The organism is Streptomyces sp. NPDC048142 (assembly GCF_043202835.1).
Taxonomy (GTDB): domain Bacteria; phylum Actinomycetota; class Actinomycetes; order Streptomycetales; family Streptomycetaceae; genus Streptomyces.
In genome coordinates, this window is the sequence record NZ_JBIDBC010000001.1 from 195,552 (window position 1) to 222,104 (window position 26,553).

General features: G+C 66.5%; 42 protein-coding genes and 1 pseudogene. All 43 read left to right on the plus strand.

The annotated features are described in order from the left end of the window. The first annotated feature begins 8 nt into the window (after positions 1-8). The 43 genes and pseudogenes from ACGF2Y_RS00935 (at position 9) to ACGF2Y_RS01145 (ending at position 26,543) form a co-directional block, all read left to right on the plus strand. Positions 9-518, plus strand: a complete 510-nt coding sequence (locus ACGF2Y_RS00935) for a hypothetical protein (protein ID WP_392941894.1) — start codon at positions 9-11, stop codon at positions 516-518. Positions 519-721: 203 nt separating this feature from the next. Further along, the gene (locus ACGF2Y_RS00940) at positions 722-1,060 is read left to right on the plus strand and encodes a hypothetical protein (RefSeq protein WP_392941896.1); all 339 of its coding nucleotides are present in this window, start codon (positions 722-724) and stop codon (positions 1,058-1,060) included. Positions 1,061-1,120: 60 nt separating this feature from the next. Beyond that, a complete protein-coding gene (locus tag ACGF2Y_RS00945; protein WP_392941899.1) occupies positions 1,121-1,561 on the plus strand; it encodes a hypothetical protein in 441 nt (146 codons plus the stop codon). Positions 1,562-1,759: 198 nt separating this feature from the next. Then, positions 1,760-2,470: a hypothetical protein gene (locus ACGF2Y_RS00950; protein WP_392941901.1), complete on the plus strand. Its 711-nt coding sequence runs from the start codon at positions 1,760-1,762 to the stop codon at positions 2,468-2,470. Then, on the plus strand, positions 2,470-2,922 hold the full coding sequence (locus tag ACGF2Y_RS00955) for a hypothetical protein (protein ID WP_392941904.1): 453 nt from the start codon (positions 2,470-2,472) through the stop codon (positions 2,920-2,922). Before ACGF2Y_RS00950 ends, ACGF2Y_RS00955 begins: the two co-directional genes overlap by 1 nt. A gap of 2 nt (positions 2,923-2,924) precedes the next feature. Beyond that, positions 2,925-3,068: a hypothetical protein gene (locus ACGF2Y_RS00960; protein WP_392941907.1), complete on the plus strand. Its 144-nt coding sequence runs from the start codon at positions 2,925-2,927 to the stop codon at positions 3,066-3,068. After that, on the plus strand, positions 3,065-3,361 hold the full coding sequence (locus ACGF2Y_RS00965) for a hypothetical protein (protein WP_392941909.1): 297 nt from the start codon (positions 3,065-3,067) through the stop codon (positions 3,359-3,361). Before ACGF2Y_RS00960 ends, ACGF2Y_RS00965 begins: the two co-directional genes overlap by 4 nt. After that, positions 3,336-3,617 carry a hypothetical protein gene (locus ACGF2Y_RS00970; RefSeq protein WP_392941912.1) on the plus strand — a complete coding sequence of 94 codons (282 nt, stop codon included), beginning with the start codon at positions 3,336-3,338 and terminating at the stop codon, positions 3,615-3,617. Before ACGF2Y_RS00965 ends, ACGF2Y_RS00970 begins: the two co-directional genes overlap by 26 nt. Before the next feature lie 79 nt (positions 3,618-3,696). After that, a complete protein-coding gene (locus ACGF2Y_RS00975) occupies positions 3,697-4,185 on the plus strand; it encodes a hypothetical protein (protein WP_392941915.1) in 489 nt (162 codons plus the stop codon). Between the two features lie 75 nt (positions 4,186-4,260). Then, complete coding sequence (locus tag ACGF2Y_RS00980; protein WP_392941918.1) at positions 4,261-4,713, plus strand: hypothetical protein; 453 nt, start codon at positions 4,261-4,263, stop codon at positions 4,711-4,713. 68 nt (positions 4,714-4,781) lie between these two features. Next, on the plus strand, positions 4,782-5,294 hold the full coding sequence (locus ACGF2Y_RS00985; RefSeq protein ID WP_392941920.1) for a hypothetical protein: 513 nt from the start codon (positions 4,782-4,784) through the stop codon (positions 5,292-5,294). Positions 5,295-5,296: 2 nt separating this feature from the next. After that, positions 5,297-5,725, plus strand: coding sequence for a hypothetical protein (locus ACGF2Y_RS00990; RefSeq protein ID WP_392941922.1), 429 nt, complete (start codon positions 5,297-5,299; stop codon positions 5,723-5,725). Beyond that, the gene (locus tag ACGF2Y_RS00995; RefSeq protein ID WP_392941925.1) at positions 5,725-6,348 is read left to right on the plus strand and encodes a hypothetical protein; all 624 of its coding nucleotides are present in this window, start codon (positions 5,725-5,727) and stop codon (positions 6,346-6,348) included. Before ACGF2Y_RS00990 ends, ACGF2Y_RS00995 begins: the two co-directional genes overlap by 1 nt. A gap of 356 nt (positions 6,349-6,704) precedes the next feature. After that, positions 6,705-7,568, plus strand: coding sequence for a hypothetical protein (locus ACGF2Y_RS01000; protein ID WP_392941927.1), 864 nt, complete (start codon positions 6,705-6,707; stop codon positions 7,566-7,568). Between the two features lie 55 nt (positions 7,569-7,623). Beyond that, positions 7,624-8,076, plus strand: coding sequence for a hypothetical protein (locus ACGF2Y_RS01005; RefSeq protein ID WP_392941929.1), 453 nt, complete (start codon positions 7,624-7,626; stop codon positions 8,074-8,076). Further along, positions 8,073-8,381 carry a hypothetical protein gene (locus ACGF2Y_RS01010; protein ID WP_392941931.1) on the plus strand — a complete coding sequence of 103 codons (309 nt, stop codon included), beginning with the start codon at positions 8,073-8,075 and terminating at the stop codon, positions 8,379-8,381. The genes ACGF2Y_RS01005 and ACGF2Y_RS01010 overlap by 4 nt, the downstream gene beginning before the upstream one ends. A 121-nt stretch (positions 8,382-8,502) precedes the next feature. Further along, positions 8,503-8,814 carry a hypothetical protein gene (locus tag ACGF2Y_RS01015; RefSeq protein WP_392941933.1) on the plus strand — a complete coding sequence of 104 codons (312 nt, stop codon included), beginning with the start codon at positions 8,503-8,505 and terminating at the stop codon, positions 8,812-8,814. A 77-nt stretch (positions 8,815-8,891) separates the two neighbouring features. Then, positions 8,892-9,338, plus strand: coding sequence for a hypothetical protein (locus ACGF2Y_RS01020; RefSeq protein WP_392941936.1), 447 nt, complete (start codon positions 8,892-8,894; stop codon positions 9,336-9,338). 115 nt (positions 9,339-9,453) lie between these two features. After that, a complete protein-coding gene (locus ACGF2Y_RS01025; protein WP_392941938.1) occupies positions 9,454-10,032 on the plus strand; it encodes a hypothetical protein in 579 nt (192 codons plus the stop codon). Positions 10,033-10,057: 25 nt separating this feature from the next. Further along, a complete protein-coding gene (locus ACGF2Y_RS01030; protein WP_392941941.1) occupies positions 10,058-10,609 on the plus strand; it encodes a hypothetical protein in 552 nt (183 codons plus the stop codon). A 69-nt stretch (positions 10,610-10,678) separates the two neighbouring features. After that, positions 10,679-11,158, plus strand: coding sequence for a hypothetical protein (locus tag ACGF2Y_RS01035; protein ID WP_392941943.1), 480 nt, complete (start codon positions 10,679-10,681; stop codon positions 11,156-11,158). Positions 11,159-11,175: 17 nt separating this feature from the next. Beyond that, positions 11,176-11,502: a hypothetical protein gene (locus ACGF2Y_RS01040; RefSeq protein WP_392941945.1), complete on the plus strand. Its 327-nt coding sequence runs from the start codon at positions 11,176-11,178 to the stop codon at positions 11,500-11,502. Positions 11,503-11,574: 72 nt separating this feature from the next. Beyond that, positions 11,575-11,709, plus strand: a complete 135-nt coding sequence (locus tag ACGF2Y_RS01045) for a hypothetical protein (RefSeq protein ID WP_392941947.1) — start codon at positions 11,575-11,577, stop codon at positions 11,707-11,709. 2 nt (positions 11,710-11,711) lie between these two features. Continuing rightward, a complete protein-coding gene (locus ACGF2Y_RS01050; RefSeq protein ID WP_392941948.1) occupies positions 11,712-12,410 on the plus strand; it encodes a hypothetical protein in 699 nt (232 codons plus the stop codon). Between the two features lie 30 nt (positions 12,411-12,440). Beyond that, on the plus strand, positions 12,441-12,632 hold the full coding sequence (locus ACGF2Y_RS01055) for a hypothetical protein (RefSeq protein ID WP_392941951.1): 192 nt from the start codon (positions 12,441-12,443) through the stop codon (positions 12,630-12,632). Positions 12,633-12,985: 353 nt separating this feature from the next. Continuing rightward, positions 12,986-13,081, plus strand: a pseudogene (locus tag ACGF2Y_RS01060) (hypothetical protein); the annotation flags it as partial. 110 nt (positions 13,082-13,191) lie between these two features. Continuing rightward, on the plus strand, positions 13,192-13,365 hold the full coding sequence (locus ACGF2Y_RS01065; protein ID WP_392942580.1) for a hypothetical protein: 174 nt from the start codon (positions 13,192-13,194) through the stop codon (positions 13,363-13,365). Positions 13,366-13,398: 33 nt separating this feature from the next. Next, the gene (locus ACGF2Y_RS01070) at positions 13,399-14,325 is read left to right on the plus strand and encodes a hypothetical protein (protein WP_392941954.1); all 927 of its coding nucleotides are present in this window, start codon (positions 13,399-13,401) and stop codon (positions 14,323-14,325) included. 388 nt (positions 14,326-14,713) lie between these two features. Next, a complete protein-coding gene (locus ACGF2Y_RS01075; RefSeq protein ID WP_392941955.1) occupies positions 14,714-15,325 on the plus strand; it encodes a hypothetical protein in 612 nt (203 codons plus the stop codon). Between the two features lie 19 nt (positions 15,326-15,344). Beyond that, entirely contained in the window at positions 15,345-16,034 is a 690-nt protein-coding gene (locus tag ACGF2Y_RS01080) for a hypothetical protein (RefSeq protein ID WP_392941957.1), read from the plus strand. Positions 16,035-16,132: 98 nt separating this feature from the next. Next, positions 16,133-16,477: a hypothetical protein gene (locus ACGF2Y_RS01085; RefSeq protein ID WP_392941959.1), complete on the plus strand. Its 345-nt coding sequence runs from the start codon at positions 16,133-16,135 to the stop codon at positions 16,475-16,477. A gap of 95 nt (positions 16,478-16,572) precedes the next feature. Continuing rightward, positions 16,573-16,941 carry a hypothetical protein gene (locus tag ACGF2Y_RS01090; protein ID WP_392941962.1) on the plus strand — a complete coding sequence of 123 codons (369 nt, stop codon included), beginning with the start codon at positions 16,573-16,575 and terminating at the stop codon, positions 16,939-16,941. 346 nt (positions 16,942-17,287) lie between these two features. Further along, complete coding sequence (locus ACGF2Y_RS01095; RefSeq protein ID WP_392941964.1) at positions 17,288-17,776, plus strand: single-stranded DNA-binding protein; 489 nt, start codon at positions 17,288-17,290, stop codon at positions 17,774-17,776. A gap of 87 nt (positions 17,777-17,863) precedes the next feature. After that, positions 17,864-18,139 carry a hypothetical protein gene (locus ACGF2Y_RS01100; RefSeq protein WP_392941967.1) on the plus strand — a complete coding sequence of 92 codons (276 nt, stop codon included), beginning with the start codon at positions 17,864-17,866 and terminating at the stop codon, positions 18,137-18,139. 212 nt (positions 18,140-18,351) lie between these two features. Beyond that, positions 18,352-18,654, plus strand: a complete 303-nt coding sequence (locus ACGF2Y_RS01105; protein WP_392941969.1) for a hypothetical protein — start codon at positions 18,352-18,354, stop codon at positions 18,652-18,654. A 638-nt stretch (positions 18,655-19,292) separates the two neighbouring features. Next, the gene (locus ACGF2Y_RS01110) at positions 19,293-19,607 is read left to right on the plus strand and encodes a hypothetical protein (protein WP_392941972.1); all 315 of its coding nucleotides are present in this window, start codon (positions 19,293-19,295) and stop codon (positions 19,605-19,607) included. Positions 19,608-19,624: 17 nt separating this feature from the next. Next, complete coding sequence (locus ACGF2Y_RS01115) at positions 19,625-20,869, plus strand: MFS transporter (RefSeq protein WP_392941974.1); 1,245 nt, start codon at positions 19,625-19,627, stop codon at positions 20,867-20,869. Between the two features lie 28 nt (positions 20,870-20,897). Next, positions 20,898-21,050 carry a hypothetical protein gene (locus ACGF2Y_RS01120; protein WP_392941977.1) on the plus strand — a complete coding sequence of 51 codons (153 nt, stop codon included), beginning with the start codon at positions 20,898-20,900 and terminating at the stop codon, positions 21,048-21,050. 5 nt (positions 21,051-21,055) lie between these two features. Further along, the gene (locus ACGF2Y_RS01125; protein WP_392941979.1) at positions 21,056-21,703 is read left to right on the plus strand and encodes a hypothetical protein; all 648 of its coding nucleotides are present in this window, start codon (positions 21,056-21,058) and stop codon (positions 21,701-21,703) included. A 126-nt stretch (positions 21,704-21,829) separates the two neighbouring features. Further along, positions 21,830-22,906 carry a hypothetical protein gene (locus ACGF2Y_RS01130; RefSeq protein ID WP_392941981.1) on the plus strand — a complete coding sequence of 359 codons (1,077 nt, stop codon included), beginning with the start codon at positions 21,830-21,832 and terminating at the stop codon, positions 22,904-22,906. A gap of 308 nt (positions 22,907-23,214) precedes the next feature. After that, positions 23,215-23,838: a hypothetical protein gene (locus tag ACGF2Y_RS01135; protein WP_392941984.1), complete on the plus strand. Its 624-nt coding sequence runs from the start codon at positions 23,215-23,217 to the stop codon at positions 23,836-23,838. Positions 23,839-24,076: 238 nt separating this feature from the next. Continuing rightward, a complete protein-coding gene (locus tag ACGF2Y_RS01140) occupies positions 24,077-25,756 on the plus strand; it encodes a PcfJ domain-containing protein (protein ID WP_392941987.1) in 1,680 nt (559 codons plus the stop codon). 262 nt (positions 25,757-26,018) lie between these two features. After that, on the plus strand, positions 26,019-26,543 hold the full coding sequence (locus ACGF2Y_RS01145; RefSeq protein ID WP_392941989.1) for a hypothetical protein: 525 nt from the start codon (positions 26,019-26,021) through the stop codon (positions 26,541-26,543). Positions 26,544-26,553: the final 10 nt, after the last annotated feature.

Here is a 26,553-nt window from a genome sequence, read left to right on the forward strand (position 1 = left end):
GGGGATTCATGACGGACGTATTCACCGTCTGCATTCTGGAGCCGTGCTGCGAGAAGTCGGAGCCGGGATACACGCCGAGATCGAAGCCGTACTACGTGCGCACCCCGGGCTGGTCGGACTCATGCAACCACCTCCGTAGCGAGTGGCGGAAGGCGACGATCACGGAGTGCGAGACGCGTGAGGAGGCCGAAGCCCAGTACCAGGGCAAGGCGCGCGGCTGGGGGTCGACGGATGGATGGTTGTACGAGGGCGAGATGCCGCCGGAGGGCGAGCGGTTCCGGATCATGCCGATCAAGGGCACCCTGACCACGCACTTCTGGCACGGGGAGCCGGTCGAGATCCCGTTCCCAACCATCGACCTGGCTCGCGAGTATGCCGAGGAGTACCACGAGTATCCCGACGGCGGGCACTACAAGCAGATCCTCTACAACATCGTCGGCGACCAGGACACGGTGGTGCGCTGGTCGTCCTACACGGTCAAGGTCGGAACTGAGCTGACCGCCGACGACTGGGCGTAGCACGTACTGAGCTGGCGAGGAAGCGTAGACCCGCTGCCTCCCCAGATCCTGCAGTCCCAGCGGAAGAGCGACCGTAGAGCAGACGGCGAGACGGATGCGGATGCACCGGTCCCTGTCCGCCGGCTTCCGCTCCTTCATTCCGTTCCACCCAGCCGGGCTGTGCGCAGGGCGCTACCCGGACCAGTCAGAAAAGGAGAACAGAAGTGCGCGTCTACGCGGCTTTCGACCTCGGCTTCGAACGCGACGGGGTCGAGCACCCCGCCGAATTCGCCTGGGAGACGGGCGAGCTCCCCGTTCCCCGGCGAGGAGACCGGATCGCCTTCGGTGAATTGATCACGGTCGTCGACAGAGTCCAGTACTCGTGTATGGACGCCGGATACATCGCCACACGAGACCACGAGGAATTTCCCGTGAAGATCGATCTCTGGTTGCGGCTGACCAAGGCCACGCGCCAGGGGAAGTACGAGCTGCAGGAGTTCCACTCGATCCTGTCCGAGCTGCCCAGTGTCACCGACCTGTGCGTAACCGGCCTCTGGGAGTAGCCCCACCCTCCGTGATCTGCGCCCGACATTCGAAATCAGCTAACCATGACAAGGAACGCCGTGTTCAAAACTCCCCTGGCTGCACTCCCGCGGGACGCGGCCCCCGCCGATATCGCCGAAGTCCTCACCCAGCTCACCGAGGCCCAGGCCCTCCCCTTCCACCGGTGGGACCGCACATACAGCGCGCGCATCCGGAACCTGGCCGGATGGCTGCACTGCGCCGCGATGTGGCAGGGCCAAGATCTCACCGAAGCCGCCGACATCCCCGAAGGGGACGGCCAGGCCGTACTCCACGCTCTGATCGACGCGCATGCAGCCATGCTGGCCCGCCACGAAGCCGAGCTCGCGCCGTACAAAGACGCCGACGGAGCACTGCTCGGCAACGACTACGACGACCACGACGCGGTCGCCGACCGGCACACCGAGGAGGCCATGGAGATGCTGGGGCTCGTCATGGCGGTGCTGGCCGGTGAGTTCGAACGGCCGACGAACACTCCGTAACCGCATCACCTGCGCAGGCCGTCAACTGGCTGACGGGCGAAGCCCGGCGGGCTGGTGCCTCACGAGGCGCCGTACGCCGGGATTCGGATTCTCGGCATACGGCCCTCATCTGTCAGTGCAATGCAAAGCCTGAAAGAGGGACGCAGGCACAACGTCCCTCTTTTGCGTGAGCTGGCACATTTCTTGGGGAGGTATTTCATGGCTTTTGGTATGCGAGCGGTTCTGGTGCCGGGGGTGATGTTCATCATCCGGCTGCCGTTCTCGGAAGTCTGCGCCTATATGCAGGTCGCCGACAAGGTGATGGGCGCGGAGATTGTCGAGGATGGCCGGGCGGTTCAGCTCTACGACGACAACGGCAACCGGTTCTCTGCGCCGATCACGACCGGTGAGGCCGGGATCTACACGAGCTTCGGCACGGGCGAGATGTGGTCGGACTCCGTGTTCGCCACGCACGTCTTCCACTCGTGGACGGCGGCCCGGGGCAAGTTCTACGTGTATGTGGGCGGGCGGCGGCTCTCCGGCACGGTGGCCAGTCGGTACGAGGAAGCGCTCGACGAGGCGAAGTATCACCGTGAGCGGGGGCAGCAAGCCGACGTGCGGTACGTGCGTGAGAAGGAGTGCTACCAGATGGAGCGCGGCGGTATGGGCTGGTTCCAGGCCGTGCCGATCGAGGACGAGCCAGCGATCTCCACGCTGTTCAAGGCCCGGGGCGCGAACGCCCCGCTGGGTGAGCGGTGGACGGTCGAGCGGCCGTTCCAGACCTACAAGACGGAGCGCAGGGCGTTGGCGGCGGCCAGGGCGCTCGCCCACCGCTATGGCTACGGCTGGGCGGTGCGCGACACCTACATGATCCCGGAGTTCGACGGAATTCAGGTCTTCGCGGGCCGCTACACGGTGGGGGAATTCTGATGCTCAACAAGATTGCGATGGACCCGGGCGAGTGCACGTTGTGCGGTGCGAAGGCGCTGCGCAGGCCGAAGGGGCAGCAGCAGGAGGACTGGGGGTCGCTGTTCGAGACCGACTGGAAGCACGCCGGCCGCCCCACGAAGGACGGGATGGAGCAGTGTGTGATCATCTCGCGCGGCTCGCACATGCCGAAGCGGGACCTGGACGAGGCGTTCAAGCCGACTCCGGGCGTCGAGGTGGAGCAATTCGAGGTGCGCTACTTCGCGCCGCGCGCCCACCACATGTACGGATCGAACCCAGGAGGGTTCGTCGGGTCCATGGTCATCGGGGATCGGGAGGAGGCGGAGCGAAACGCGGACAAGTCCACGAACGGGACGGACTCGGCGTACGTGTACCGGGTGGTCAACGGAGTGACCGAGCCGCAGGCGTACTACGTGGGAAAGAAGGAGAGCTGAGCGTGGCAATCATCGTTTACCTGAATCCGGACGAGCTGATGGAGGTCATGGAGGATCTGTCGGAGAACGGAGCGGTGGAGTGGACGGCGTCCGACGGCACTCCGGTGCACGTGATGCTGTCGACTGGTGAAGAGGGCTCGGCGTGAGTGCCGTGATCATCGGCCGTGATCACGGCGGCCAGGTCCACATCACCGACTACGAGCAGATCGAGGACGGTGACGACGAGGCGCTCGCGGACATCTCGGCGCGGCACGAGGTCATGCACCCGGACGACTGGTGGGTGTGCGAGCCGCTGTGTGACGACTACGAGCGGGCCTTGCGCATGGCATGGGACGCGTTCTTCGAGGGGAATGGGGTTCGCATGTTCGATGGCGTCGAGGAGCACGGCGAGATGGAAGACGGGTGGGGATGGGATGACGGCGTACACGGTGCTGGGTGAGTTCGATTGGGGCGGGGATCTTCTGGTCGAGCTGATCGGGGTGGACTGGTCGGAGGAGCAGATCGAGCGGGAGGCGGCTGTGCTCGGCTCCAACGGCTGGTGCAGCACGTTCGAGGCCGATTCGGTGGATGAGGCGTTCCAGATGGCGGGGCGGGCGACGTGTGACGAGACGCAACTCGACGTCGCGGCGAAGCTGTACGACGTGCGGTCGGGGCGGCGGCTGGTGTACGAGGGACGTACGCTCCAGGAGCAGTGAGGCCCGGCATGGTGCAGGCGTGGGTTCGACTCCCGCGTTGGGCGCGTAATAATTCGACTCCGATATTGGAGGAGTAGGCGTGGCGGAATTCGAGTACGAGGACATCACGGTCGACGCGGAGTTCCCGACACTCCGGGTGTGGCACAAGGCGGGGTGGGGGATGGACTTCCTCGGGGTGATCCGGAGCACCGAGAACGCTCCCGCGAAGAAGCGGTTCCCGGACTCGCCGCTGAAGTGGGTGGCGGCCCTCGCGATCGAGGCCGACCCCAGCACGTGGGACAAGAAGGCCACGAGCTCGGTCTACACCCAGCGCGAAGGTGCGCTGTGGCTGCTGGGCTGCCGCGAGGCGATCACCAACCCGAAGAACGACGCGGCACGCGCCATGCTCGTCGAGAACACGCGGCGGAAGCTCGCCGACAACGTGTGCCCCGTGTGCGAGGGCAAGGTCGCCTCGGAGTTCATCGGCGGCAACACGACCAAGTGCGAGTCGTGCGAGGCGGAGCTGTACCGCACGGAGGCCGACCGCACCCCGTTCCACGAGCCGCTGTGGAAGCCTGTCGGCAAGTAGCAGCACAGACAGGTAGGGCCCGGCGATTTCGTCGGGCCCTTTTCGTTTCCCACTGGAGGTGTGATGTACCGCATCGTGGTCGAGCAGCAGCTCCCGGGAGCGTTCCGGGGCTACCGGCTCGAAGACCTGGACGCCAAAGATGCCGCCGCAATCCGCGCGGGTCGTATGGCGCTGGCGGAGATCAGGCTGGAAAAGCACGACGCGCAGGGCGGCTGGGCGGTTCGCGCCGACAAGCTTAACTTCACGGTCCCGCCGGACGTCATCGGTGAGTACTCGCACTTCGAAGAGATCGCCGATGAGGAGACGCGGTTCTGGGCCGCGGACATGTGGGGTGCAACCCTCGAAGTGCCGGCCAGGACGAAGGCGCGGTTCGGCCGGCTCGTGACCCTCTGCATGGTGATCGAGACCGAGACCGAGCCGTACGACCTCGGCCCCCGGCACACCGGCTACATCATCGTCCGCGATATGGGCGGCGAGCGGCGCCGTATCTCGGCGGAGCTGATCTCGGACGAGCCCGAGGGCTCGTGATCCCCCCTCGACTGTCAGCGCCCCCGTGCATGAGTGCGGGGGCTTCTTCGCGATTGGAAGAGAATCGAGTGCGTACCGACAACACCTATTCCTACGCGGGACGCCCCATCGTGGACCGGACCCCGATGCCCGGCGACCGGCTGCTGATCATCACGGCCAGCACCCACAGCATGGACCCGTGGGCGACCGGATACCTCGGGGAGGACGACGGCAAGCATTTTGCCGCCGGCGAGGCGGACGGGAGGGACTTGGGCCTCGTCGTCGGTCCGGCGGGCTCCGTGCTGGTCCCGCCCGTGGACGTCGAGCGGGTGCAGGAGAGGACGGCGGAGCTGGCGAAGGCGCACGACGACTTCGAGAAGACGCTCAGGACCGAGAACTGCGACGACGGCACTCGGCTGAACGCGGAGGGCGGCATCGCCGAGGAGGCCATGGTGACGGCGGCCCTGATGCGAGAGCTGGGGCTTTACAAGCCCACCGAGTCTGAGCCGGAGCCTGACATCGAGGCGATGGAGCGGAAGCAGCAGTACACGACCGAGACATGCGTCGAGGCCGTCACCAACGGCGAGAACTGGAATAAGTGATCATGCAGAACCGTGTGAAACTCCCCTGCGGCCTGACGACGGGCTCGGGACCCACCTACAACAGCCGGCGCACGCTCGTGACATGCAGCGACGTGTTCTGCGATGACGAGCCGACGCACGTGATGGAGCACATCACGTTCGAGGGCAAGGTCGAGCGGTGGGGTGCGTACTGCGAGGCGTACCTGCTCAAGCGGATCGCGCCCGCGGTCGAGGTCGAGGCTGTCCTGGAGCACGGCGTTAGGCGCCAGGGTGAGAGCTTCGACACCACGCGACTGCCGCTGTCGGACAAGAACTGGCGGTACCGCGAGTTCACCGACGAGGAGCGGGCCGAGATCGAGCAGATCAAGGCCGGGGAGCTGGTGGAGACGTACATCCGCCCCGGCGTTTTCGAGTGGCGCGAGCCCGACAACGAGAACGAGGTGGGCGCCTGATGGCCGGGCCGTACTTCGACTGGTTTGAGGACCTGGCGCCCGAGCGGAAGCTGGAGCGCCAGGTCCTTCTCGTTGCGGGTGCCCACCGGGATTCCCGCGTAGAGTCCGACACCCTGCGCAAGATCCTGCGCCGTGAGCACACCAACCCGATCACCAAGCTGGTGGACACCACCTGGGAACTCCAGTGCCGCGGCCTGCTCCGCATCGCCCCGGAGCCTGACGACGCGAACGGCGGCCCGTGCACCTACGCACTGACGCTGGCCGGCAGCGCGTTGGCCGGAGAGATCCGGGAGCAGGCCCTGGCCTACAGCGATCATTGGCTCAAGCAGCGGCTCTACCCGCAGGTCGAGGTGATCGATAACACCGAGGGCAAGGGCACCCGAACGGTGTCCTTCCAGTTCCACAACCTGGTGAACGAGTCGGGCTCCCGCCCGTTCGCGACGTGGACGCGCGGCGAGCACTACATACGCCTGTGGAGTGCGGAGGGAACGTTCCGCGACGTGATCGGGTGGACACCGCAGCAGCTGGTGTCCACCGAGTCGGTGCAGGAACTCGCCGGGGTCTGGGGGCCGGTTGGCCTCCGCATCCACCAGCACCGCATCTACCCCAGCGCGGAGGCGTGATGCTCGCTGAGAACATCGAGTTCATCGAACGCCACCGGCAGCTACACGTCCGGTCCTCGTCCTCGGAGTCACCGACCACGACGAGGTCCACGGATACGTGTGGCAACACCGGCTCGCGGACGGCACCACAACGTGGGTGGCCCAGCCCGACCGAGGCGAGAGCGCCTCCCGCATCCCTGGGTTCCAGTTCAAGGAATGGGCCGGGCAGTTCCTCTACGACCACGAGTGGCCCCAGTAGATCCGCCGCAACTGAGTGTGGCGCCCCGTACGCACGGTGAATGTGGGTGCGGTTCTGGTTCGATCCCGGGGCGGGGCCTTTTGCGCATTCCCGCGTAGAAACCGACGAGGAGGTTTCCTTGACACACCCGATTTTCGAGTACTACCACCCTGACGCCGACATAACGTTTCGCTGGGACGGATGGATGCAGGTGATGATCCGCCCCGGCCCGAGCGTTCCGTGGGGCACTTACTCCGACCGGTTCGACATCCGCGAGCCAGACTTGCGGATCAAGAACTTCTTCAATGACGGTACCTACGACCCGTCCGTGCACTTCGTGCCGCGCACACGGGAGGCGTTCGAGGCCATGTGCGACGACTTCTTCCGTGGCCGGCACGTCGCTGCCGGGCTGCGGGACTACAACAAGTACCCCTGGTCGAGCCGGTCCTGGGGCTGGTCGATGGGCGCGATGGAGTTCCGCTACACGGGTGGCACACACATCGAGATGAGCCCGGCCGAGCAGAACGACTGGAAGCCGGTGATAGAGCTGGCGGCCTCCGGCCGCACCCTCACCCGACTGACCACGGGCTGGCTGATGCGCCGCTGTGACGGCTGGGAGCTGGCCGTCTTCGAGACTCTCGGCGTCACCGGCGCCTCCAAGGACTTCGACCGCGCGCGCACCGACTGGGTGCAGAAGCACCGGCCGCTGTACGGCAAGGAGTGCATCGTCGGGAACTGGAAGGAGTGGATCTACAAGGCCATGCGCACCGGCTGGCGTGACGGCCGCGTGGAGGAATGGAAGGACCTGGGCGGCTACGAGCGTCACCTCGGCGACCGCCCCTGGCACGCGCAGCGGACCGACGTGGACGGCACGCGATGGAACTTCACCTGGCAGGGCCACCCTTACGCCTACGTCTACAGCCCGGATCTCGGCAAGCCGCTCCCGGACAACGAGTACCTCTGGGTGCTCCGCCCCAGGAGCAGGCTGGCGACCAGGACGTGATCGAGTGGCTCGATCAGCGGGCCGACAAGTGGATCAAGAGCAAGGGGGAGTCCGAGTGAATCTGGCTCGAACGGTTGAGGTGGTCTGGTGGCACCGCGAGCCCCGAGGCGGCGTGGACCAGGGTGAGACCGCGGAACGGAGGACGGACGTGGTCCTGCTGGAGGAGTACGCCGATCACCACAACGCGTCACTGTGGGTGTTCGGCGAGATCCGCACCAAACTCGCCACGAAGTACTACGAGAACAGCCTCGCGGCCAACAACGTCTTTCCCGACAGCATCACGAGCGTCTGCAACTGCGAGTCGACCGAGGCCTGCGAGTACGCCGAGTTCGACGGCCACCGGTTCATACTCAGCGACGGCTCGCGTATCGGCAGCATGACGATCCGCGAGAACATGCCGAACCCGCGCGAAGGCTACCCGAACTCCAAGCTCGGAGTGGAGAACGTCACGAAGCAGTGGGCCGTCCTGACGCTGGCCGCGATCATCGAGGAGGAGGGGCACCGATGAGCGACGTGAAGGAGTACCTGGCGAAGATGCTGCGGATCGTCGGCATCGAGAAGATAACCGCGCGGAACACCGGGAAGGCGTGGGTCCGCATCCGGATGTGGGAGGACGCCGTCCGGTGCTCCCGCTGGGACGCTGGCGCCGACGAGCAGCGGTTCACAACGGTTGAGGAAGTCCGCGAGAACGTCGGCGTGGCCGCGATCGACGGCACGAAGAGGCTGACGGACGTACAGTTCGACAGGCAGCTCGCCCACAACGTTCGGGTCGAGGCCGAGACGTCGTACGCGTCCCTCACCCGCTTCAACTGAAAGGGCCGCGATGAACGAGCTGTACGTCGAGAAGTTCTTCAAGGAGTACGTACTCAGGGAGGACGAGGTCTTCATCCAGGGGAACGGGCGCGTCCTCATCTTCAAGAGGAATCCCTGACCGATGAAGATCGCCGTAGTCGGCTCGGCCGCACTGCTCACCACGCCGTGGAGCAGCCTCCACCACATGCCGCTTCCCGCACCGAGCGACCTGGCCCAGGATCTCGTGCGTTCCTACCGCCTGCTCAAACGAATACAGAAGTCGTACCAGGAAGAAGGCAGCGCAGAAGAGTGGCAGTCCGTAATGAGGATTATCACGGACGCAGCCGCGGCGCGGGCCAGGACGAGCTCCAGCTATATCGAGAAGATCCGGCAGCTCGCTGCCGACAAGACGTACCTGATCGACAACGGGCTCTGCCACGAAGACGAGCGGTAGAACCAAGCACACCACAACGACTCGGCGGCTTACCAATTCTGGTGGGCCGCTTTTGTTATGCCTAGAAGGAGTTCCGCATGACCATTCACATCGGTGAGACCGGCCAGACTGTGGAGCCGGGCCAGGAGTTCACCATCCCGAGCCTGAACTACACCCTCACCTACATTCGCACCGACGGCGACAACCTGATCCTCCGCGACAGCGCGGGCGAGTTCACCAGGCCGATCCGGGAGAAGTACCTGGCGGAATACGGGCACCGCCTGTCGAACACCGGCGAGAGTGTCGGCGACAACCCGGACTTCAAGACGTTCTCGCCAAGCACGTTCACGTTCAAGTGTGCCGACTGCGAGAAGACCGCGCCGGTAGCCGCATTCCGCGAGATCAACTGCAAGCCCGACGCCGCGGACCTGGCGCTGCTGATCTCCACCCAGTCCGGGGAGGCGGGGCAGCCCGGCTCGTGGGACGACCCCGGCGTGGCGATGGAGCTGGCCGAGCTGGTTCTCAAGGAGAAGGGCCTCAAGTAGGCCAGCAGAGGGACACCAGAGCGCATCGTTTACCTCACCTTTTTGACGTAGCGATCCACCGGCCGATGGCTCCGGTGCGGAGCTGTCGGCCCTTTTCAGTTCCTAGGAGAAATCCATGAACAAGATGAAATGCACAACGCCCGGCTGCGAAGGGACAGTAGAGATTTCCCTACTCGCCTACCTCGACGTGATGGAAGACGGCACGGTGAGCATCGGAAATCTCGGCCTGGAGCAGGGTGTCGAGACCGAATGCGGCCAGTGTGGCAACGAGCCCGTCGACCCGACCGACTACACCGACGCGATCCGCCGCCTCGGCCCGGTCGACACCGGCCAGGAGGATCTGCTGCCGAAGATCGGGACCGGGCTGCCGCGGACCGACGTCATCACGTACCTCGACTCCGACGGCAACCCCGACACGGAGCTGTTCATCGACGGCGTCAAGATCGCATACCCGCTGCTGCACAACATCCACAAGCACACCATCGACGGCGGCCGGTCCGGTGAGGACCACACCTGGGCGTGCTCTATGTGGCAGCAGGCGAACGACCCCAGCCTTCCCGCCGCGGTCCGCGCCGAGTTCGCCTCCACCTTCGCGCACACCAGCCACGACTGCACGAGCGAATGGGAGAAGTGCGAATCCTGCGAGAACTGCGACGACGAGCCCTGCCCCGTGATCACCGCCGCCCACGCCTGACCCGTCAAGAAGGGACGCCACCACAATGAACACGACCACACCGCGCGAATGGCACGTGATCTTCCCGAACCGGATGATCGTCATGATCCGCCGCCCCGGGCAGCCCGACATGCTCGGGATGCTCGCCTACGACGTCATCCGCCGTGACGGCTCGAAGGTCATCTGGCTGCCCGAGCCCGACGGCACCGTGCCTGACAAGCCGATGCCCACCACGGTCACCCGGGAGCAGATCAAGACCGGCGAGGTCGAGATCTACGGCCCGTCTCTGACTCCCAAGACGGACTTCCCCAACGCGGTGCACGGCCCGTTCGACGGCCGACTGTCCGACTACGCGACCCGCGGCGTGTGGTGCGAGGAGCGCGGCTGGGTCGTGCTGCCCGAAAAGCCCACCGACCCGCGCGAGCAGCTCGCCCTGGCCGAGATCGAACTCGACGCGGCTGTCTTCTCCTGGGAGGACGCCCTCCTGTCCTGGGACGAGGACGACGAGGACTTCACGGACGTCAAGGCCGGCGCGCACAACGAGATCGCGCTCGCGGCCCGCGCGGTCTACCAGGCGAAGCGGCAGCTCCGCGGCTGACCGGACAGCTTCCGTCCGCCCCTTCGGGGGCGTGGCGGTGGATGCCCGGCCAATCACCTACGAGGAACCGTGACCGAGGAACCCGACAACAACTCCCACTACCTGGTCCGCACGAACGTCGACCTGATCCTCTTCGACACCACCCCGCCCACGCTGGAGATCGCCTCCATCGACCCGGCCCACCACAACAGCAAGCACCGCTCCGGCCCCGAGACCTACAACGACGAGATGGCGCTCCCGAGGCTGTTCGAGCAGCTCAACACCAAGATCAGCCTCCCCAACCACCACGACGGCCGCGGCGCCTACCGCATCACCACCTACATCTGGCTCGACCACTTCCACGTCGGCACCGACCAGGCGTACCTCGCGATCGAGGACTTCGACAACGAGGGCAGCGACGACAACGTCACGGTCGAGGCCATCCACGGCGCGCCAGCCGGCGAGATCGAGGTGATGGAGCGTGCCCAGGGTGCCTTCTACGACCTGATGGCCAAGCACAACACCGACCCCACCCTCGGCGGCTTCTACGGCGGCCGTCCGACCACCTGAACCCAGAAGGAGCACCCGTGGACGACACCACCGCACACAGCACCCGTCTGTACATGGCTCGGATGCTGACCCGAATCGGCATCCCCGAGATCACCCCCGACAACCTGAGCATGGTCATCCACCGCGCCCACATGTGGGAGATCAGCGTCGGCTACGCCCCCCGTACCGGATGCCTGGTCCCATCCGACTACGAGGGGCTCATCGGCCTCACCCCGCTCATGCCCCACGAGAAGACCGCCGCAGAGTTCCGGGACGCACTGATCCAAGCGATCACCCTCGACGCAGACACATGGATGCGGCACAACGCCGACGAGATCAACAAGCTCATGGCGCCCCCGTCCTAGCCGGTCGAGCTGTCCCGTCCGTTCCACGCAACGTTCGGACAGATCGCCGAGATCGACTGGAACAACGTTTCTGTGGAACGGGCGCTCGCCGGGCGTATCCGCGACTTCCGCGATTACTACGCCCACGAGAACACCCACCTGCGTTCCACCATCGAGGGCTGGCTCGCCAACTACTCCGCAGGCCACGCCTACCGACCGGAGAACTAACCATGACCTTGTACACCCTGACTGAGCACGAGACGCTGGACAACTTCGTCGTTGCCGTCTCGATCACCCCGCGGCAGACCGAAAACGTCCGGCGCCACATGGGTGTCATCTTCGACGACTTCGCGAAGGCCGACAACGCCGCCGACGACATCAACGACTGGGCCTGCCAGCGCGAGGACGGCCCCGAGCCGCTCTACCCGAACAAGACCGCGCACATCACCGGCTTCACCTCGCGCTGCCGCATCGACGGTCGCCGCCTCTACATCCCGACCACCACGCCCACCACCGCCAGCAAGGAGACCACCGTGCCCACCGAGATCCAGCGCTTCACCTTCGGCAAGTGGGTCTTCAACATCAACAAGGCCGAGGAGATCATTGCCGCCGAGCCCCGCGTGACCATACCCACCGAGGTCCCCGGCTGGGCTGCCGTCTACCAGCTCGACCGGCTGCGCCCCGACTACGCCGGAGCGTCCTGGTGCCCGATCTTCGGACCCGACCAGCGGCACTTCAACTACGAGCACGCGATGAGTACCGACCTGGCCAAGCCCGTGATCATCGCCCTGGTCAAGTTCGGCGACGACGTCAACCAGCTCCTCATCGACGGCACCCACCGCATGTTCCACGCCCACACCAAGGGCCTCGACACGCTGCCCGCGTACTTCCTGAGCGTCGAGGAGACCGAAGAGATCCAGCAGGACTGAGACACGGACACGACAACGAGGAGGAGCAGCATGAACCCGATCGAACTGCGCACGAAGATCCACACCGCGCTGAACGAGAAGGCCGGCACGCAGCACGGCGACATCCTCACCGTCGAACCGATCCCGCCCGTACCCGGCGAGCCGGTACGCCCGCGGGCGCAGGCGCCGGACCCGATGGGCGCGATCCGCACCCACCTGATCGATTTCAGCGAAGAGAGCTGACGCCGCCTGCTTCCGTCACCCCCGGCGCCGTGTGGTCGGGGGACTCCGGCGCCTACGGTGTCGAGCTTGCCCGGGTGCTGGCTACCACCGGTGTCACCGTCGTGGACGGGACCGTCAGGACCGCAAGACGCGGCGGTTGAAGGGCAAGCCCGACCCGATGGACACCTACGCCACCGCGACGGCCGTGCTGCCCACCCGGGCCATCGGCAGACCGAATCTCCGGGACGGCGTGGTCGAGGCGGTGCGGGTCCTGCGGACCGCCCGCCGCCACCAGACCCTGGACTCCCAGATCGGCCGAGCTGAACGCCCCGATCGGCCCGCCGGTCAAGCAGGCGGCCCTCACGCTGCTGGAGTTGTTCGGCGTCGGCACCGAGACAGCCGGCCAGCTGCTTGCCTCGGCCGGGGGCGACCCCGAACGCATGTGGTCCGAGGGGGTGTTCACGCACCTCGCCGGTGTCGCTCCGATCTCGGCCTCCTTCGGCCGCACCCGCCGTCACCGCCTCAACCGCGACGTGACCGGGCCGCGAACAATGCGCTGCACACCATCGTGCTGGTCCGGATGCGCTTCGACGAACGCATCCGCGTCTACGTCGAACGCCGCACCAAGGGTGGGCTGTCCAAGAAGGACATCATGCGCTGCCTCAAGCGACTCGTCGCCCGCGAGGTCTACCACGCCCTGACCAGCACACCGATCGCGCAAGTCACCTATAACGACCTTGCTCCAGCTGCTTGACAGCTCAAGGAGCATCCCGAGAACGGAAACCCGATGAGCATCAAGCTGTACGACGGGATTCGGCTGACCGCGCATGCGCCCGAGTTCTTCGAACTCACCCGCGTGATCTCCAAGCGCATGCGCGAGGTCTTCCGCGAGCTGGCTGTACCCATCATCGCCAGGAACGTCGCCCGCGTCGTTGACGACGCCGAGGTACGCGAACGCGACATGGGCGGCCCCCTGCACAACTACCTCGTCTACCGGGCCCGCAAGCTCTGGCTCGACGAGCAGGCTGGGCTCGATAGCCGCGTGACGTTCCACGACCCGCTGCGCTTCAGCATCGTCTTCGGCCAGGTCGATGACGGCTACGGCACGCGCCGGCTGGCGTACCCCCTCGCCGGGAGCCGCGCGTACGCCGACGCACTCATGGCTCTCGAAGCCGACGGCCGGCCCTTCTTCGTCGACTACCACTACCAGAACCAGGCTGACCGACCGAAGGAGGTCCGGAAGGACGAGTGGAAGCGCCGGCGCGACGACTGGAACCGCCTACTCGAGGTCGACGACCGCGAGACGGACGGCACCTTCGGGCATCTCCCCGGCTGGCAGCTCCCGGACAGTATTGAGAGCGTCTTCGACGCGGTGCTGCTCGGACACAAGGACACCACCATCGATCTGAACGCGCACTGCACCGTCGAAGACCGCATGCGCCGGGCACTCAATCGGGCGGTGGTCTTCGACCTGGGTCTCGACAAGGTCAACGGCATCAGCAGAGTGCTGACCCGCAACAGGCGTATCGAGCGCGCGATCGAGCTTCACCTGAGCACCGACGGCGGAGCAGCGATGCCGCGGCCCGCGCTGTTGCCGGATGCCCAAGACCTCGACATCGCGATCAGCAAGCTGCCGCCGGTCTACGAACCTCCAGCTGGAGCCGTTGCCCGGATCAGCGAGCTCTATCGCGAGCGGGCGCTGGCCGGTGACTGATCTGGATCGACGAAGTCGATCCGGAAGTAGATCTGGAGGGGCATCGGCATCCCCCTCGCCCACGGGTGCGATCGCTTCGTGGGCCCTGCGGTAGGTCAAGGTCGAGACCGAGCGCCTCGCCAACAACTTCGCGACCAACGCCGGAATGCACGGCGCGAACCCCGACCTTGGCGCCGCCTGGGGCATGACCCGCCAGGGCGCACGCAAGCACTGGCCCCACCCGGTCAGCACCGAGGCTGTGAACCCGTGCTGGTGGTGAATCGCCACCGCCGCGAACCGCAAGGTCCAGGAGGCACCCGAGGACCTCCCGTACGACACGAGCGAAGAGGCCGCCGCCGGCCGGCGTCTTCCTCGCTGCCAACACCACCACGACGGACGGAGACACCACGTGATGCTCGCGATCGGCACGCTGCTCGGCTGCGCCACCACTCTGCTCGCCCTCGCCATCCGGCGCCGCCTGACCCTCACGCCGCACTGCGGGTGGTGCGCAACCGCCTCGAACTGGCCCACCTCCCAGCACGACGCCCTGCACTGCCGCGGCTACGTCCAGGACCGCCGACGCGAACGGCTGCGCGATATCAGGCACGGCCGCCCCGTCGTGGAGCCGAACCCGTGGGGCGAGGCGTACCTGCTCGATGAAGAGATCGCCCAGCGAACAGAAGCCGAAGCAGTGAGTGCCAAGGCCACCGCGGCCGCCGCCGACTTCGGCCAGGCGCTCGCCGAGCTGGCCGACGGATACCCGACTGACCCTGAGGGCACCGCCCCCGTGTCCGTCACGGTTACCAACCCGGCGACCGGCGAGCAGCACCAGGTCCCCATCGAACCCGGACAGCTCGACTGGGTGACCGCCCTCGTGCGCGGCGAGCTGGACACCTTCCGCGACGCCCACTCCGACGGCACCGGCTACTGCGGGCACTGCCGGGGCACCGGGCTCGCAGGTGGAACAGGCGGCGCCGCCCTGCTCGACGAGCTGCCCGCCGACGACGGGAGCCGCCCTTGACGTCCGTCACTCCGCCGCCGTGCCCGGACTGCTCGACCGTGACGGAGCGGATCGAGGTCGAGGGCGAGGAGGTCTGGCACTGCACGGCCCCGACTGCACCCGCCGCACCTACGGCACCGGCGACGAGAACGACGACCAGGACCTCCCCTCCTACAGCGAGACAGACGAGCAGCGCATCGAGCGGGCCCTGGCGCTGCTGGAGGGGCAGGACACCGACCTGGCCGACCGCTGCGCGCCGTACTCCAGGGGGATCAGCCGTGACCGCGAACCGCCAACAGCCTGTCGCGCCCCGCCTTACCGCTCGTCCCCACAGAGGCATGTGAAGCGAAGGCATCAGCTGATCGCGCCCGTCGGCGTCCACAATCCACATCACGAGAAGAGCGAGACCACCATGGCTGAGTCCACGACCACCGTGAAGCACGACGTCACCGTCGATTTCGGCTGCATCGAGCTGACGGGAGCGCTCGTGCACGACGACGAGAACCGTGTGCTGGAACTCGAAAACACCGAGGGTCCCGCCGAGCCCATCTCGATCAGCCTGCAGAGCTACGGTCTCACGCCCGAGCCCGGGAACGTCTTCATCAAGGACTGGTCCGAGCACTCTGGCCTGACGGCTCGCCTGGCGCAGGCAGGTCTGGTGACGCCCGTGCACGCGCTCACCGTTGGGCCTTACCGCTCGACGGCCTACGAAGTGCAGGTGACGCTGTAGGGACTCCCACCCCTGAGTTCCTCGGGCCGTTCCTCGTAGGGGCCCTCATGACCGTCCGACGTCCTGGTCCGGCTGGACCACCACCGAAGGCGCGCACTGTGGCCCGCTACCGCAACAGGCCGAACGTGATGCTTGCCGCGCCGATCGTCACCCTACCCACCGCGATCGCCCGTCACCTGTGCGCCGACCTCCTTGGCCGGCCGGATCCGGCCTGGCACCCCCTGGCCTACCTCGTCACCGCCCAGCTCTTCCCCGGCAGCCCGCGCCACACCCTGACCCTGCCTCCGAGCGAGCTCAATGAGCTGCTGGGCGTCCTGCTGGAGATCTCCATCGATTTCTCCAGCGGCACGCTCTCGGCCGAGACGTGCGGTTTCACCCAGGCCGACCTCCACGAAGCCATCGACGTTCATCAGCACCACTACGGCCCGATCTGGGACTACTGACCACCTGCGGCCCATCGGCTGCTCCCTGTACGGCCTTGCCGCGCCCGGCCCCATGCCGACAGGCCACGACCACCACCGCAACCGGAGGACTCTGTATGGACCTGTGTCAGCTTGGCGCGCCGGCCGATCCGGGCTTCCGGCTCGATCTCGAGGGCCGGGCCCGTTTCCTGCACGAGGGCTTCACCGTCGAGGTCCAGGTGCGCCGTGCCATGCCCGAGGACGTCCAGGACTACTACGAGCACGAGTACGACCCCGACGAGGTCGTGATGGAAGGCACCGTGACGCTTTGCGGCGTCGACGTGGCCACGGTCGGAGCCCTCGCGAACGAGCGCGACGCCGACAGCATGAGGGAAGCCCTGGAAAGGGTCCTTGCCGAGGTCGTCGACGACGTCCGCCACACCGTCGCCCACCTGAGCGTCCGCGTGCAGGAGGCCAACCACAAGCACCGCGCCAAGCAGCGGTAACCCCACACGGCCGGGGCTTCAGTTGGAAGAGGGGCGACACCGCTAAAGCAGACCAAGTGAAGGCCGGGCTGGGGGACATCACGCCGGGGTCTGGTCAGGAGTGACCGGTAAATCAGCGAAGAACGTGAGTCTGATCGGCGAAGCCGATTCGGGACTCGGAATGACGAAGCATCCGAATCAGCGCAGCTGATTCGGATGGAGCATTGAAAGAGAAAATCATCTGATTGGCGAAGCCAATCCGGATGGTGGCATGACAGACACCTGAATATCTCAGCCCAACCCACCCAACTGCGCGCGGACGACGACATCGATCCGGGCGCTGTGCTGTATTCGAGGAGAAGAACTCATGTCGAACCCCCGCAACAACGGACAGCTCATCGGCCGCCTCGCGAACGACCCCAAGGTCTTCGAGAACAAGGACGGTTCCAAGAAGGTCCTCTTCACGGTCTTCACCGACCGCGCCTACACCAACGCGCAGAACCAGCGTGACTCGGACGCCGTGCCCGTTGAGGCCTTCGTTCGCGCACAGACCCAGGGTTTGGGCCCCTACGCCAACATCCACAAGGGTGACCTCGTCGCCGTCGGCTACACGCTCCGCATGGACCGGTACTCCAGGGGCGGCGAGCAGGTCTTCGACCTGAAGGTGATCTCCGAGGACATCACCTTCCTGGAGCCGCGCTCTGTGACCCAGGCCCGCCTGAACGAGCGCGTGCAGAACGCCGAGGCCCGGAACCAGGACCTGCAGGCCCAGGCTCCCGCCCCGGTCGAGGTTGCCGCTCCGGCCGTCGCGCGCGCCAGCGCCGTGGACGAGCAGCTGCCCTTTCCGACCGCTTAACGGTCTACACAACTTCAACCCTCCAGGCGGTCCTGGTCGAGCTCACAGAACGGGCCCCATCACCTTCATCACACGAAGGAGCAGCACATGCCCAAGTCCCGAGTTCGTATCAACCTCACCGGCAAGCGAGAAGAGACCACCGCCACCCTCTACATCGGTGCCTTCGAGTCCCGCTGCGGCCACTGCGACAGGCCCACTCTCTCGGACGCGCTCCGCCACACCGACATCTCGGGTTGGACGCCCAGGCCCGGGACAGGGTGCGGGGCACGCTTCGTGAACGTCGCCAGCGACTCCCACCGCAACACCTCTGACGACCTGCGCCGCGTCCGGCCCGACCTTCCCCTGCGCGATCACATCGCATGACTCCGACGTGGCCCCCGGCACTGGCACCGATGCTGTTGGCTAATTCGGGGCCTGCGTGGGGTCGGCCTTCGGACCTGGTTGTGGTCCTGAAGGCTAGGGGGATACGGGTACTGATGCAGCCGAGCAGGCCGAGCGAGGTCCATTCGGCGGAGACAGAGGGACTCTCCCACCCCCGGCACCATCCACCCAACTTGCCTGGATAGGAGAAAGTGTTGAGCACCACCACCCCGACAGTCCCCGCCCGCCGCCCCCACCAGCGGCACGTAAACACCGCGATCGCCGCCCTGGACCTGGGCAGCGTCGGAGGCGTCCGCGATGCCATCGACCTCTTCGCCCGCAGGATGCTGGAGGCCGCCGCGATCGGGCACGACCGCGACCAGCGCACCCACGCCGCGACCGTCCAGGCCCTCAACGCGCTGCTGCTGGACATGCTCAACACCCGCTGTCCCGTCTGCCGGGGCAAGGGAACGCTCGACCACGCTGCGTGCCCCAACACCGCCGCCCACCGCTCGTAAACCCGCCCCCTCCGGGGGCGCCCGCTGGCGCGACCTGCTCTTCGACGCCCTCGACCGGATCTGACCCCACTGCCGGCCAAACCTCGACTGTTCTTGAGTCATCAGCACAGCTGATCCGGGCGATCGGCAACAGACCCACCACAGACTTCTGCACGGAGCGGTTCGAATCCGCAGTGCGCTGACTGATCCTCGGCGTGCACCAGTGGGCACACCGTGCAGACCGACCGCGGAACAGGTTCGATTCCTGAGTGCTGCAGATGATCCCTGCGGCGCGTCCCTGGAGATCTCCGCGGCTCCAACTTCCCCAGCACCCCGGTGCGCCCTCTGCCTTCGGGCAGCTGCGGCGCCGGGGTGCTGTGTTTTTTCTTCTTCGTGGCTCGCCTTACTCGCCCCGTGAAGGCAGTGAGTCCAAGGGATCAGCGGAGCTGATCCGGATCTGGCGTTGAAGAGCATCCTCGTCATGCCAGGAGCCGAGCCATGAACTGCCCGAACTGCGCCATCGACATGGAATCGAACGCCTGCGGCGTCCGCGCCAGCAAAAAGGCCAAGAAGGTCACGCACACGTGCTCCGAGTGCGGCTACAGCGAGACACGCTGAGCGGCTCCTCCTTCCCTCCGGCTGCGATCTCGAAGGAGACCATGCTCTTCGCCGAGACGGCCAAGGGCGCACCCCCGGAAACTCCCCATGTCCTCTGCCGCTCCACCGGACGCCACCTGCTGTTCGGCAGCAAGGGCGTGCGCCTGCTACTCGTCGGCGACCGGGTCGCCGTGCGCGACCTGCGTGCCGATCGCACCGAGCAGATCGCCCCTTTCGTGGCTGGCGTCGTCGTCGGCTCACCCATCGTCCGGTGCTTGCGACAGCCGCCGACACCGCCGCCTTGGTCGCGAACTCCATCCGCCTTCCGCGGACCTGATCTCGGCCTAGGCGCGACCACACCCCCAGAGGGAACCTGACCACAGATGGAGCACCAGTGCCTTCTACCGTTGCTACGCCGCAGACCGCCCCCGACCCCGATGTCAAGGCGCGCCGCTGGCCGCCCATCATCTGGGCGGCATTCATCGGAACCTTCACCATCCGCGCCTTCGGCTTCGCCTACCCTTTCCTCCCCTACCACGCCAACAACCTCGGCTTCTCCGCCCATATGACCGGCTGGATCGTGGCCAGCTTCGGCGCCGGCTGGCTCGTAGGACAGGTCGGGTGCGGATGGCTGTCCGACCGATTCGGCCCACGCGCGACGCTCGGCTACGCCATGGGAACAGCTACCTTGACACTGCCGGTGCTTGCTGAAGTGCAGTCTCCAGTGGCACTCCTCGTATCGTCATTCCTCACCGGAGTGGTGTATGACGCAGCACGGCCGGTGATCACGGCACTCATCGACGACACCTTTCCCACCAAAGCGCAGCAGGTACTCGTGAGCGGGTGGCGTCACTTCTGCGTCAACATCGGAGCCGCGCTCACTGGATCACTCGGTGGGTACCTTGCTGCCACAGCAGGACTGCCGACGCTGTTCTGGATCAACGCCTGCGCCTGCGCATTGTTCGGGCTCGCTGCGGTGTTTCTGCTCCCGCCCCCACCCCGGAGTCGAAGCGCCGGCCCGGGCATGGACCGCAGCAGTCCGAGCTACTCCCACGCCCTGCGTGACAGCCGCCTGTGGTTGCTCTCCCTGGCCAGCCTCTGTGCTCTCACCTGCGCCGGCAGTGTCTTCACGGCACTGCCAATGCTTATGAGCTCGGACGGCCTCGACGCGACCGCGTACGGGTGGACGCAGGTGGCAAATGCAGCCGCCGTACTCCTTCTCTCCCCCTTCTTGACCCCTTGGCTCAGCAGACGCGCTGCACACGGCGGCCCCATGACCGGCTTGCTCGCCGCCAGCTCCCTCCTCCTCGGCATCGGCATGGGCCTCGCCGGCCTGGCCGACTCCAGGAGCGGCTACTGCCTTGCCGCTGCCGCTGCTGTACCCGGGGAGATCATCCTCTTCATCGCAGCAGGAGATCTTGTCAGCCGTCTTGCCCCACCTGGAGCACACGGACGGTACGCCGGCCTGTGGGGCAGCAACCTCGCGCTGGCCGTCATCGCCGCGCCTCTCCTCGCCGCGTGGTCCCTCAGCCACGGCGGGGGCATCACCGCGACTTGGGTTATCTGCGGTGCCGGAGCGCTCGGGGCTGTCCTGTGCTGGCCCTTGCACTCCAGCATCCGTACCCCGGAACGGCACTGACGACGACGGGGTGTTCCTCCGCTGGCTGATGACGAAGCCGGACGGCCGCGTTCACCAGGAGCTCACCGATCTGGAGGCTGCACGCATCTACGGCGTGCGCCGCGATCTCGACGAGCTCGTCTTCTTTCGAACCCATGCCGGCGGCCCACCCCCATCACAAGCACTGACCAAGGAGCACTGACCATCATGAGTTTCCTCAGCCGCATCGGCTTCATCGAGACCGAAGAGCAGGAGCGGACCCGGCTGGCCCAGGCCCCCGAAGGCTCGCTGAACCACTACCTGTCAACTCTGCCCGTGACCATCGACGAGTGGCCCAAGGACCTGCTCGTCGAACTGCCCTGGCAGCAGCCGCGCACAGACCAGGCCTACCGCGTCGTCGTGGTGCCGATCGAGTTCCGGAAGGACGCTCTGCCTGAGGGTGTCGAGGAGGAGCCGCTGCCACGCAAGCTCCACTCCGGCACCTGGATGTGCGCCGTGGTGTTCTCCGACCACCCGGACTACCCGGCCGGCGGATTCCGCATCGACGTCCCGGACGCCGAGATTGCCCGAGGCCGGAAGATCGACCTCGCCACCACCCTGGCCCCGTTGTCATGCGTGTCCGGCGAGACCCTGCACGCCCCGGAACCGCTGTGCGCCTCGTGCGAAGACTCCGGCCTGATCACCCACTATGACCGGTCCACGGACGGGATCACCGGTCACAGCCGGTGCGACAACGCGCCGTGTGTGGCACGAGCCGAGAAGCGCGCGGCCGAGTACGAGCACAAGCGCGCCGCCGAAGAGGCCGAGGCCGACGCGCACGTGTGCGCCGGTCACCTCTGCTGCCCTCCGTTCTAACGCCACGGCGCCTCCGGATCCGCGCCCTTTGGCGGTCCCTCACTGTTCGAGGCGGTGCGGGGGCACTGACCGCACGCCGACCGGCGTGCGGAAACCACGGCAGCACTCGGGAAGGAACCCCAAACCATGACCACCACCACGGCCCGCAGCATCGTTCGGGAGATCGTCACCCGCTCCTATCTCCGGTACACCCCGACCAACGGCCGTGCGCCGGAGGGCACCGAATACGGAGTAGACGGCTGGCTGTTCGACCTTCCCGGTGAGACGCTCAACGGCCGCCGGTTTCCACCGCGCACCTATGCCGCGTACCAGGTGACCAGGAACGCGGAGTTGGTTTGGATGGTGCGTGAAGTCGGCGGCGAGCGGCGGCGGGTCGGCAGCCACAGCACCACCCGTAAGGGCGCGCTCGCGCTGGCGGTCGGCGCGGTTGCCCACGAGCGGGAGAAGGCCGCCGAGGGCAACGAGCGTACCCAGGTGTCGGCCACCATGGACGAGCGGCTTGTACGCATGCGTGCAAGCCGGCTCTCCGCCCTGCCGACCGTCGCGGAAATCCGGATGGCGTACCCGCTCGCCGGTGGGGGCGCCACGCTGCGGCTGATGACCGCCGAGGGCAGCACGGCGGAACGCCACATGATCCCGCTCACGGAGCGCGGCCCAGCCGGTCGGGAGAACGACCCGGCCGGGATCTACCTGGACGCCATCACCGACGGCGCGAACACGGAAGGACTGAAGATCGCCGCCGGGTGGCACCTGATGCGGCTTGGCTTCAACTACGCGCGCGGCGCGACCTGGGCGCCGTACGCCGGCAGCGCGACGAGCGAGGCGCAGTGGAACGAGTGGGCGCCGATGCTGTCCGACGGGCACCGGTGGCCGCACACGGTGCGCGTCGCCATCGTGCCGACCGCCGAACACCTCGCCTACATAGACCGCGCGTTCGGTACCGCGCCGGAACTGCCGGACCTTCCGGCCGGTGTGAGCGCGCATCCGTCCGGCCCACGTTCCTGGCAGATCAGCTACGCCAACCGCCGGTTCTGGCAGCTCTCCTATTGGCCCCGTATGGGCGGCGACGTGTGGACCCTGTACGCCGACCCGGCCCGTACCAAGTCCCTCGACAGGGCCGACAACCCTGGCGAACTCCTCGCCACCATCCCCGACCGTGACGCCGAAGCACAGTCCCGCGCGGCGGCCCGCAAGGACTACTGAGCGGCGGCACCATGACTGCCACGATCACCGCGGCGCGGCCGGTTGGTCCGGAGTCACACGGCCAGCATGCGACAAGCGGTCGGCGCGCGCCGGTGGCTGCGGGCCACGGAGTACCCGGGCCTGCGCGGGCACAGCGTGCGCGGCCCCCACGGCCGCGCCGCCTCACGCCCAACCCGGCGTCGGTCCCGAGCTCTATGAGCTGCAGCAAGGCCACTTCACCGCCCAGGCCGGCTTCTTCGCCAAACGCCTGCGCGCGCAGCGCTGTCGACATCACCGCACTACGCCCAGAACGAGAGGGACCCAGCACCATGTACAACACACCCTTACGTCGACATCACCGCCTGCGTAGCTGGGCGATCGCGATCGCGATAGTTGCCGCCCTGGCCGCGGGCGTGTTCCTCTGGCTCAACCACGTCAAGGAGCAAGACGCCCAAGAGCGCGCTGCCATGGCGAACACGAAGATCGTCTACGTCGCGGACCCTGTGCAGAAGCTCGTCAAGCGCGCCGACGGCTCGTACTACAAGGCAACCCTTACGACAGAGGATCCGAACACCGGCACCTACGATTACACGACCATCGAAGACCGCGGCGTCGTCGTGCCCAAGAGCGTGTCGGTGAAGGAACAAAGCGTGCGGCCGCAGTTCCTCTGGCGCCGTCTGACTTTCACCAACGACATCGAGATCCGGATCATCGATCAACATGAGGCAGACCGGACGCCACGCCTTGAGCGGCTGCGCTGCACGGTCAAGCCCATCGATGCGTCGAAGCCGAGCTACACCGGCGATCCGCACGCCAGGGGTTGGCTGAAGATCGGACCCGACCAGGAAGGCACGGACGCAGGAAGCCTGAGTGGCCTCTTCTCGAACGGCGGCCAGCAGCTGTGCCAAGACCGGATCGCGTTCCTCGTGCCGGACGGCAGCATCCAGCCGTAGCCGACTGGGGCTCACCTCCGGGCGTCGGCAGGTGAATTCCGCAGACCCCCATCGGCTGGGCATGACGCTCAGCCGGCGGGGGTCTCTCTTTTTCTGCCTGATCAGCGGAGCTGATCCGGTCTGGCCTTCGAAAGATCACGTCCACGCCAGGAGTACAGCCGTGAGCCAGGCGCTCCGCTGCAAAGCAGCGCCGGGGGTCTCACTGCCGAATCCATCACATCTTCCGGGGGAGATCGCCATGCCCGAGCGCACCGAGCACACCCTGCTCTACATCAAGTATGTCGACGACGCCCTCGCCGAGCAGGGTGTCGCCGCAGTCGAAGGCGCGATCTCCGGGATGAGTCTGAGGATCCTGGCGCGAGCTCTACCTGACGGCCGGACGTCCGTCGCCGTCTCGCTCTACAGGCGCGTGCACCGCATGCGCGCCTCGGGCAAGGCATTCCACTACTGGACCTCCGAGAAGCTCACGGCGATGGCCCGCACGAAGAAGGACCTCGTCGTCCTGCGCGAGATCGACCGCCGCACCGGCAAATCCACCACCCGCCATGTCTTCTCCGAGACCATGGTCGAGTCCTGGATCCAAGGACTGTCCTGGACACTGCAGAGCTGGATGCGCAGCAACCCGCAGGCCCGCAGGCTCGAAGGACCGGAGCCCGAGCGAGTCGGCGACGCTGTGGACAGGGCGATCGCCGCGATCCGCGAACACATCGGCGAACTGCCGAACTGGAACGACCGCTTCCCGCTGCTTAAGGACGGCCGGTTGGATCGGCCGACCTCCGCCTACCTTCCCTACCTCGATGCCCACGACCCTGCGCAGGTCGCGAAGAACCTCTTCGGCGTGCGCGCCTACCGCCGGCCGCTGGCCCGCGAGGTGGAACGTCTGGACATCAGCACCCTGGGCTGGTTCGCCCTCTTTCGCGGGTTGGTGCCCGTGGACTGGCTTATCGACGCCATGCGCACCACGAAAGCAACCGACGGCCGAAGGGAGATGCGTCAACGGTCGCTCACATACCTGCAGCAGCGAGGCATTCGCTCGATCCTGCGCCGGACTCCGCAGCCCGTGCTGCGACGGATCCTCAAGGAACCCGTCCACCAGGCGCGGCGCACGCTGGCCGATGCAGCCGACTGCACGGCTCACCGTCTGGCCGTCACCCGTGACCTCGACCTCCTTCCAGGAATCATCGCCGCCCGCGGGCAGCGCCGGGTCCGTGGCTCCCGTGACCTCGAACACCTGGTCCGGGACCTGCCCGCAATCGAGCGCTGGCAGAACCCCCGGGGCCGTGCGGCCCAGCGCGTCACGGTCGAGGAGATCTGTGCCCTTCGAGAGATGGAGGACTACAACCGGGAAGTCCGACTGCTTCCCGAGGGCACGGCCCAGGTCGCCGACTGGGGCCTCTGGAAGGACGAGACGTTCCGCGCGCAGGCGTTGCGTCTGATCCGGGACCGTCGGCGCGAGCTGATGGCTGCCCACGATCGTGAGCGCTACGAACGCGAGGAAGCCCGACGCCTCGAGCGGATCGCGAGGCAGACCCAGCGCCATGCGTGGGCACTGCAGACGGCCGCACTGTTGGATGGTCGGGAAGCAGCCCCCGGTCTGAAGCTCGTCGTCGCCCGAGATGCCGAGACACTCTCCCGCTGGGGTGCGATGCTCAACAACTGCATCGGCGGATACGCCGGCGAGCTGGAACTGGATGTGTTCGCCGCGGTCTGCGAAGCCGACGGCCGCGTGCGTCTGAACCTGCAGATCTCGCAGTCGCATGGCGTGGAGCAGATCCTCGGGAAGTACAACCGTGACGCCGTGCGTGAGCTCGGCGAAGCGGCTCAGCAGGTCGTCGACGGGCTAAGCGCCATGGAAGTCAGCTTCTACTCGGATGCTCTGGGTATGGGCGGGCTGCGACTGCCTCACAAGAATCACTGAGCCCAAGTCTCTACGGGACCTCGGCCTGGTGTTCCCGCATCAGGCCGAGGTCCTTCTCTTGCTGACCGGAAATGCCGGGGGAGTACGTCGAATTGGCATACGTCGGAGCGAACGGCTGTCAATGAGATGGCCCACCAGACTATTCGGCGTGACGGTGCTGACTTGAGTAGTTTGCGGCTGAATCTGCGCCTGCGGACGGTCAGTGAGTCCTATGCGCTCCTTCCTGTAACCACCACTGAACCACCCATAGGAGGCTCCCGTCATGCCCGATGCATTCGAGTACACGCTCCGCAGCATTTACATGCTGGAGCCACATGCCGATCATGCAACCATCGAAAACGGATACATCCCGATCGAAGCCATCGCCGAGCGCGTCTACGGTAAACCGTACAGCTCGCTGCGCGGATGCCAGCAGGACGACGAGCACATTGGCAATGACAGCGTGAAGCTCTACGAGTTCGCCTCCGACGAAGACTACCGGCAGGCACTCGGAGACCTCGACGACGCCGAGATGTATCTGGGCCGGGACTCCCGCACCGGCGAGAGCGTCCTCAAGACCGGCATGACTGAGCTGGAGTACTGGCTGAGCATCCGCGTCGCCGACGAGAACACACCAGCCACCGTCGAGGCTAACCCGCCACCGACCCAAGACCTCGAGAACGCCGTGTTCGAGAACCGGTTCTTCGCCGATCGCGCCTTCTCTCCGTCGTTGAGACTGGTTCTCGGCGACCTCATCCGCCGCGGCGAGCTGCTGCGCGGCAACTACCTGTTCCGGCATTGGTGGTGATCGAGAGAAA

Bases quoted from the DNA above. Each gene is read 5' to 3' on its own strand.
- ACGF2Y_RS00950 (WP_392941901.1), top strand. From the start codon at position 1,760: ATGGCTTTTGGTATGCGAGCGGTTCTGGTGCCGGGGGTGATGTTCATC.
- ACGF2Y_RS01030 (WP_392941941.1), top strand. From the start codon at position 10,058: ATGAACACGACCACACCGCGCGAATGGCACGTGATCTTCCCGAACCGG.
- ACGF2Y_RS01140 (WP_392941987.1), top strand. From the start codon at position 24,077: ATGCCCGAGCGCACCGAGCACACCCTGCTCTACATCAAGTATGTCGAC.
- ACGF2Y_RS01020 (WP_392941936.1), top strand. From the start codon at position 8,892: ATGACCATTCACATCGGTGAGACCGGCCAGACTGTGGAGCCGGGCCAG.
- ACGF2Y_RS01025 (WP_392941938.1), top strand. From the start codon at position 9,454: ATGAACAAGATGAAATGCACAACGCCCGGCTGCGAAGGGACAGTAGAG.
- ACGF2Y_RS01090 (WP_392941962.1), top strand. From the start codon at position 16,573: ATGGACCTGTGTCAGCTTGGCGCGCCGGCCGATCCGGGCTTCCGGCTC.
- ACGF2Y_RS00995 (WP_392941925.1), top strand. From the start codon at position 5,725: ATGGCCGGGCCGTACTTCGACTGGTTTGAGGACCTGGCGCCCGAGCGG.
- ACGF2Y_RS01010 (WP_392941931.1), top strand. From the start codon at position 8,073: ATGAGCGACGTGAAGGAGTACCTGGCGAAGATGCTGCGGATCGTCGGC.
- ACGF2Y_RS00935 (WP_392941894.1), top strand. From the start codon at position 9: ATGACGGACGTATTCACCGTCTGCATTCTGGAGCCGTGCTGCGAGAAG.
- ACGF2Y_RS01055 (WP_392941951.1), top strand. From the start codon at position 12,441: ATGAACCCGATCGAACTGCGCACGAAGATCCACACCGCGCTGAACGAG.
- ACGF2Y_RS01095 (WP_392941964.1), top strand. From the start codon at position 17,288: ATGTCGAACCCCCGCAACAACGGACAGCTCATCGGCCGCCTCGCGAAC.
- ACGF2Y_RS01100 (WP_392941967.1), top strand. From the start codon at position 17,864: ATGCCCAAGTCCCGAGTTCGTATCAACCTCACCGGCAAGCGAGAAGAG.
- ACGF2Y_RS01015 (WP_392941933.1), top strand. From the start codon at position 8,503: ATGAAGATCGCCGTAGTCGGCTCGGCCGCACTGCTCACCACGCCGTGG.
- ACGF2Y_RS01070 (WP_392941954.1), top strand. From the start codon at position 13,399: ATGAGCATCAAGCTGTACGACGGGATTCGGCTGACCGCGCATGCGCCC.
- ACGF2Y_RS01130 (WP_392941981.1), top strand. From the start codon at position 21,830: ATGACCACCACCACGGCCCGCAGCATCGTTCGGGAGATCGTCACCCGC.
- ACGF2Y_RS01065 (WP_392942580.1), top strand. From the start codon at position 13,192: ATGCGCTTCGACGAACGCATCCGCGTCTACGTCGAACGCCGCACCAAG.
- ACGF2Y_RS01120 (WP_392941977.1), top strand. From the start codon at position 20,898: ATGACGAAGCCGGACGGCCGCGTTCACCAGGAGCTCACCGATCTGGAG.
- ACGF2Y_RS01050 (WP_392941948.1), top strand. From the start codon at position 11,712: ATGACCTTGTACACCCTGACTGAGCACGAGACGCTGGACAACTTCGTC.
- ACGF2Y_RS00990 (WP_392941922.1), top strand. From the start codon at position 5,297: ATGCAGAACCGTGTGAAACTCCCCTGCGGCCTGACGACGGGCTCGGGA.
- ACGF2Y_RS01145 (WP_392941989.1), top strand. From the start codon at position 26,019: ATGCCCGATGCATTCGAGTACACGCTCCGCAGCATTTACATGCTGGAG.
- ACGF2Y_RS00955 (WP_392941904.1), top strand. From the start codon at position 2,470: ATGCTCAACAAGATTGCGATGGACCCGGGCGAGTGCACGTTGTGCGGT.
- ACGF2Y_RS01135 (WP_392941984.1), top strand. From the start codon at position 23,215: ATGTACAACACACCCTTACGTCGACATCACCGCCTGCGTAGCTGGGCG.
- ACGF2Y_RS00970 (WP_392941912.1), top strand. From the start codon at position 3,336: ATGACGGCGTACACGGTGCTGGGTGAGTTCGATTGGGGCGGGGATCTT.
- ACGF2Y_RS01125 (WP_392941979.1), top strand. From the start codon at position 21,056: ATGAGTTTCCTCAGCCGCATCGGCTTCATCGAGACCGAAGAGCAGGAG.
- ACGF2Y_RS01110 (WP_392941972.1), top strand. From the start codon at position 19,293: ATGCTCTTCGCCGAGACGGCCAAGGGCGCACCCCCGGAAACTCCCCAT.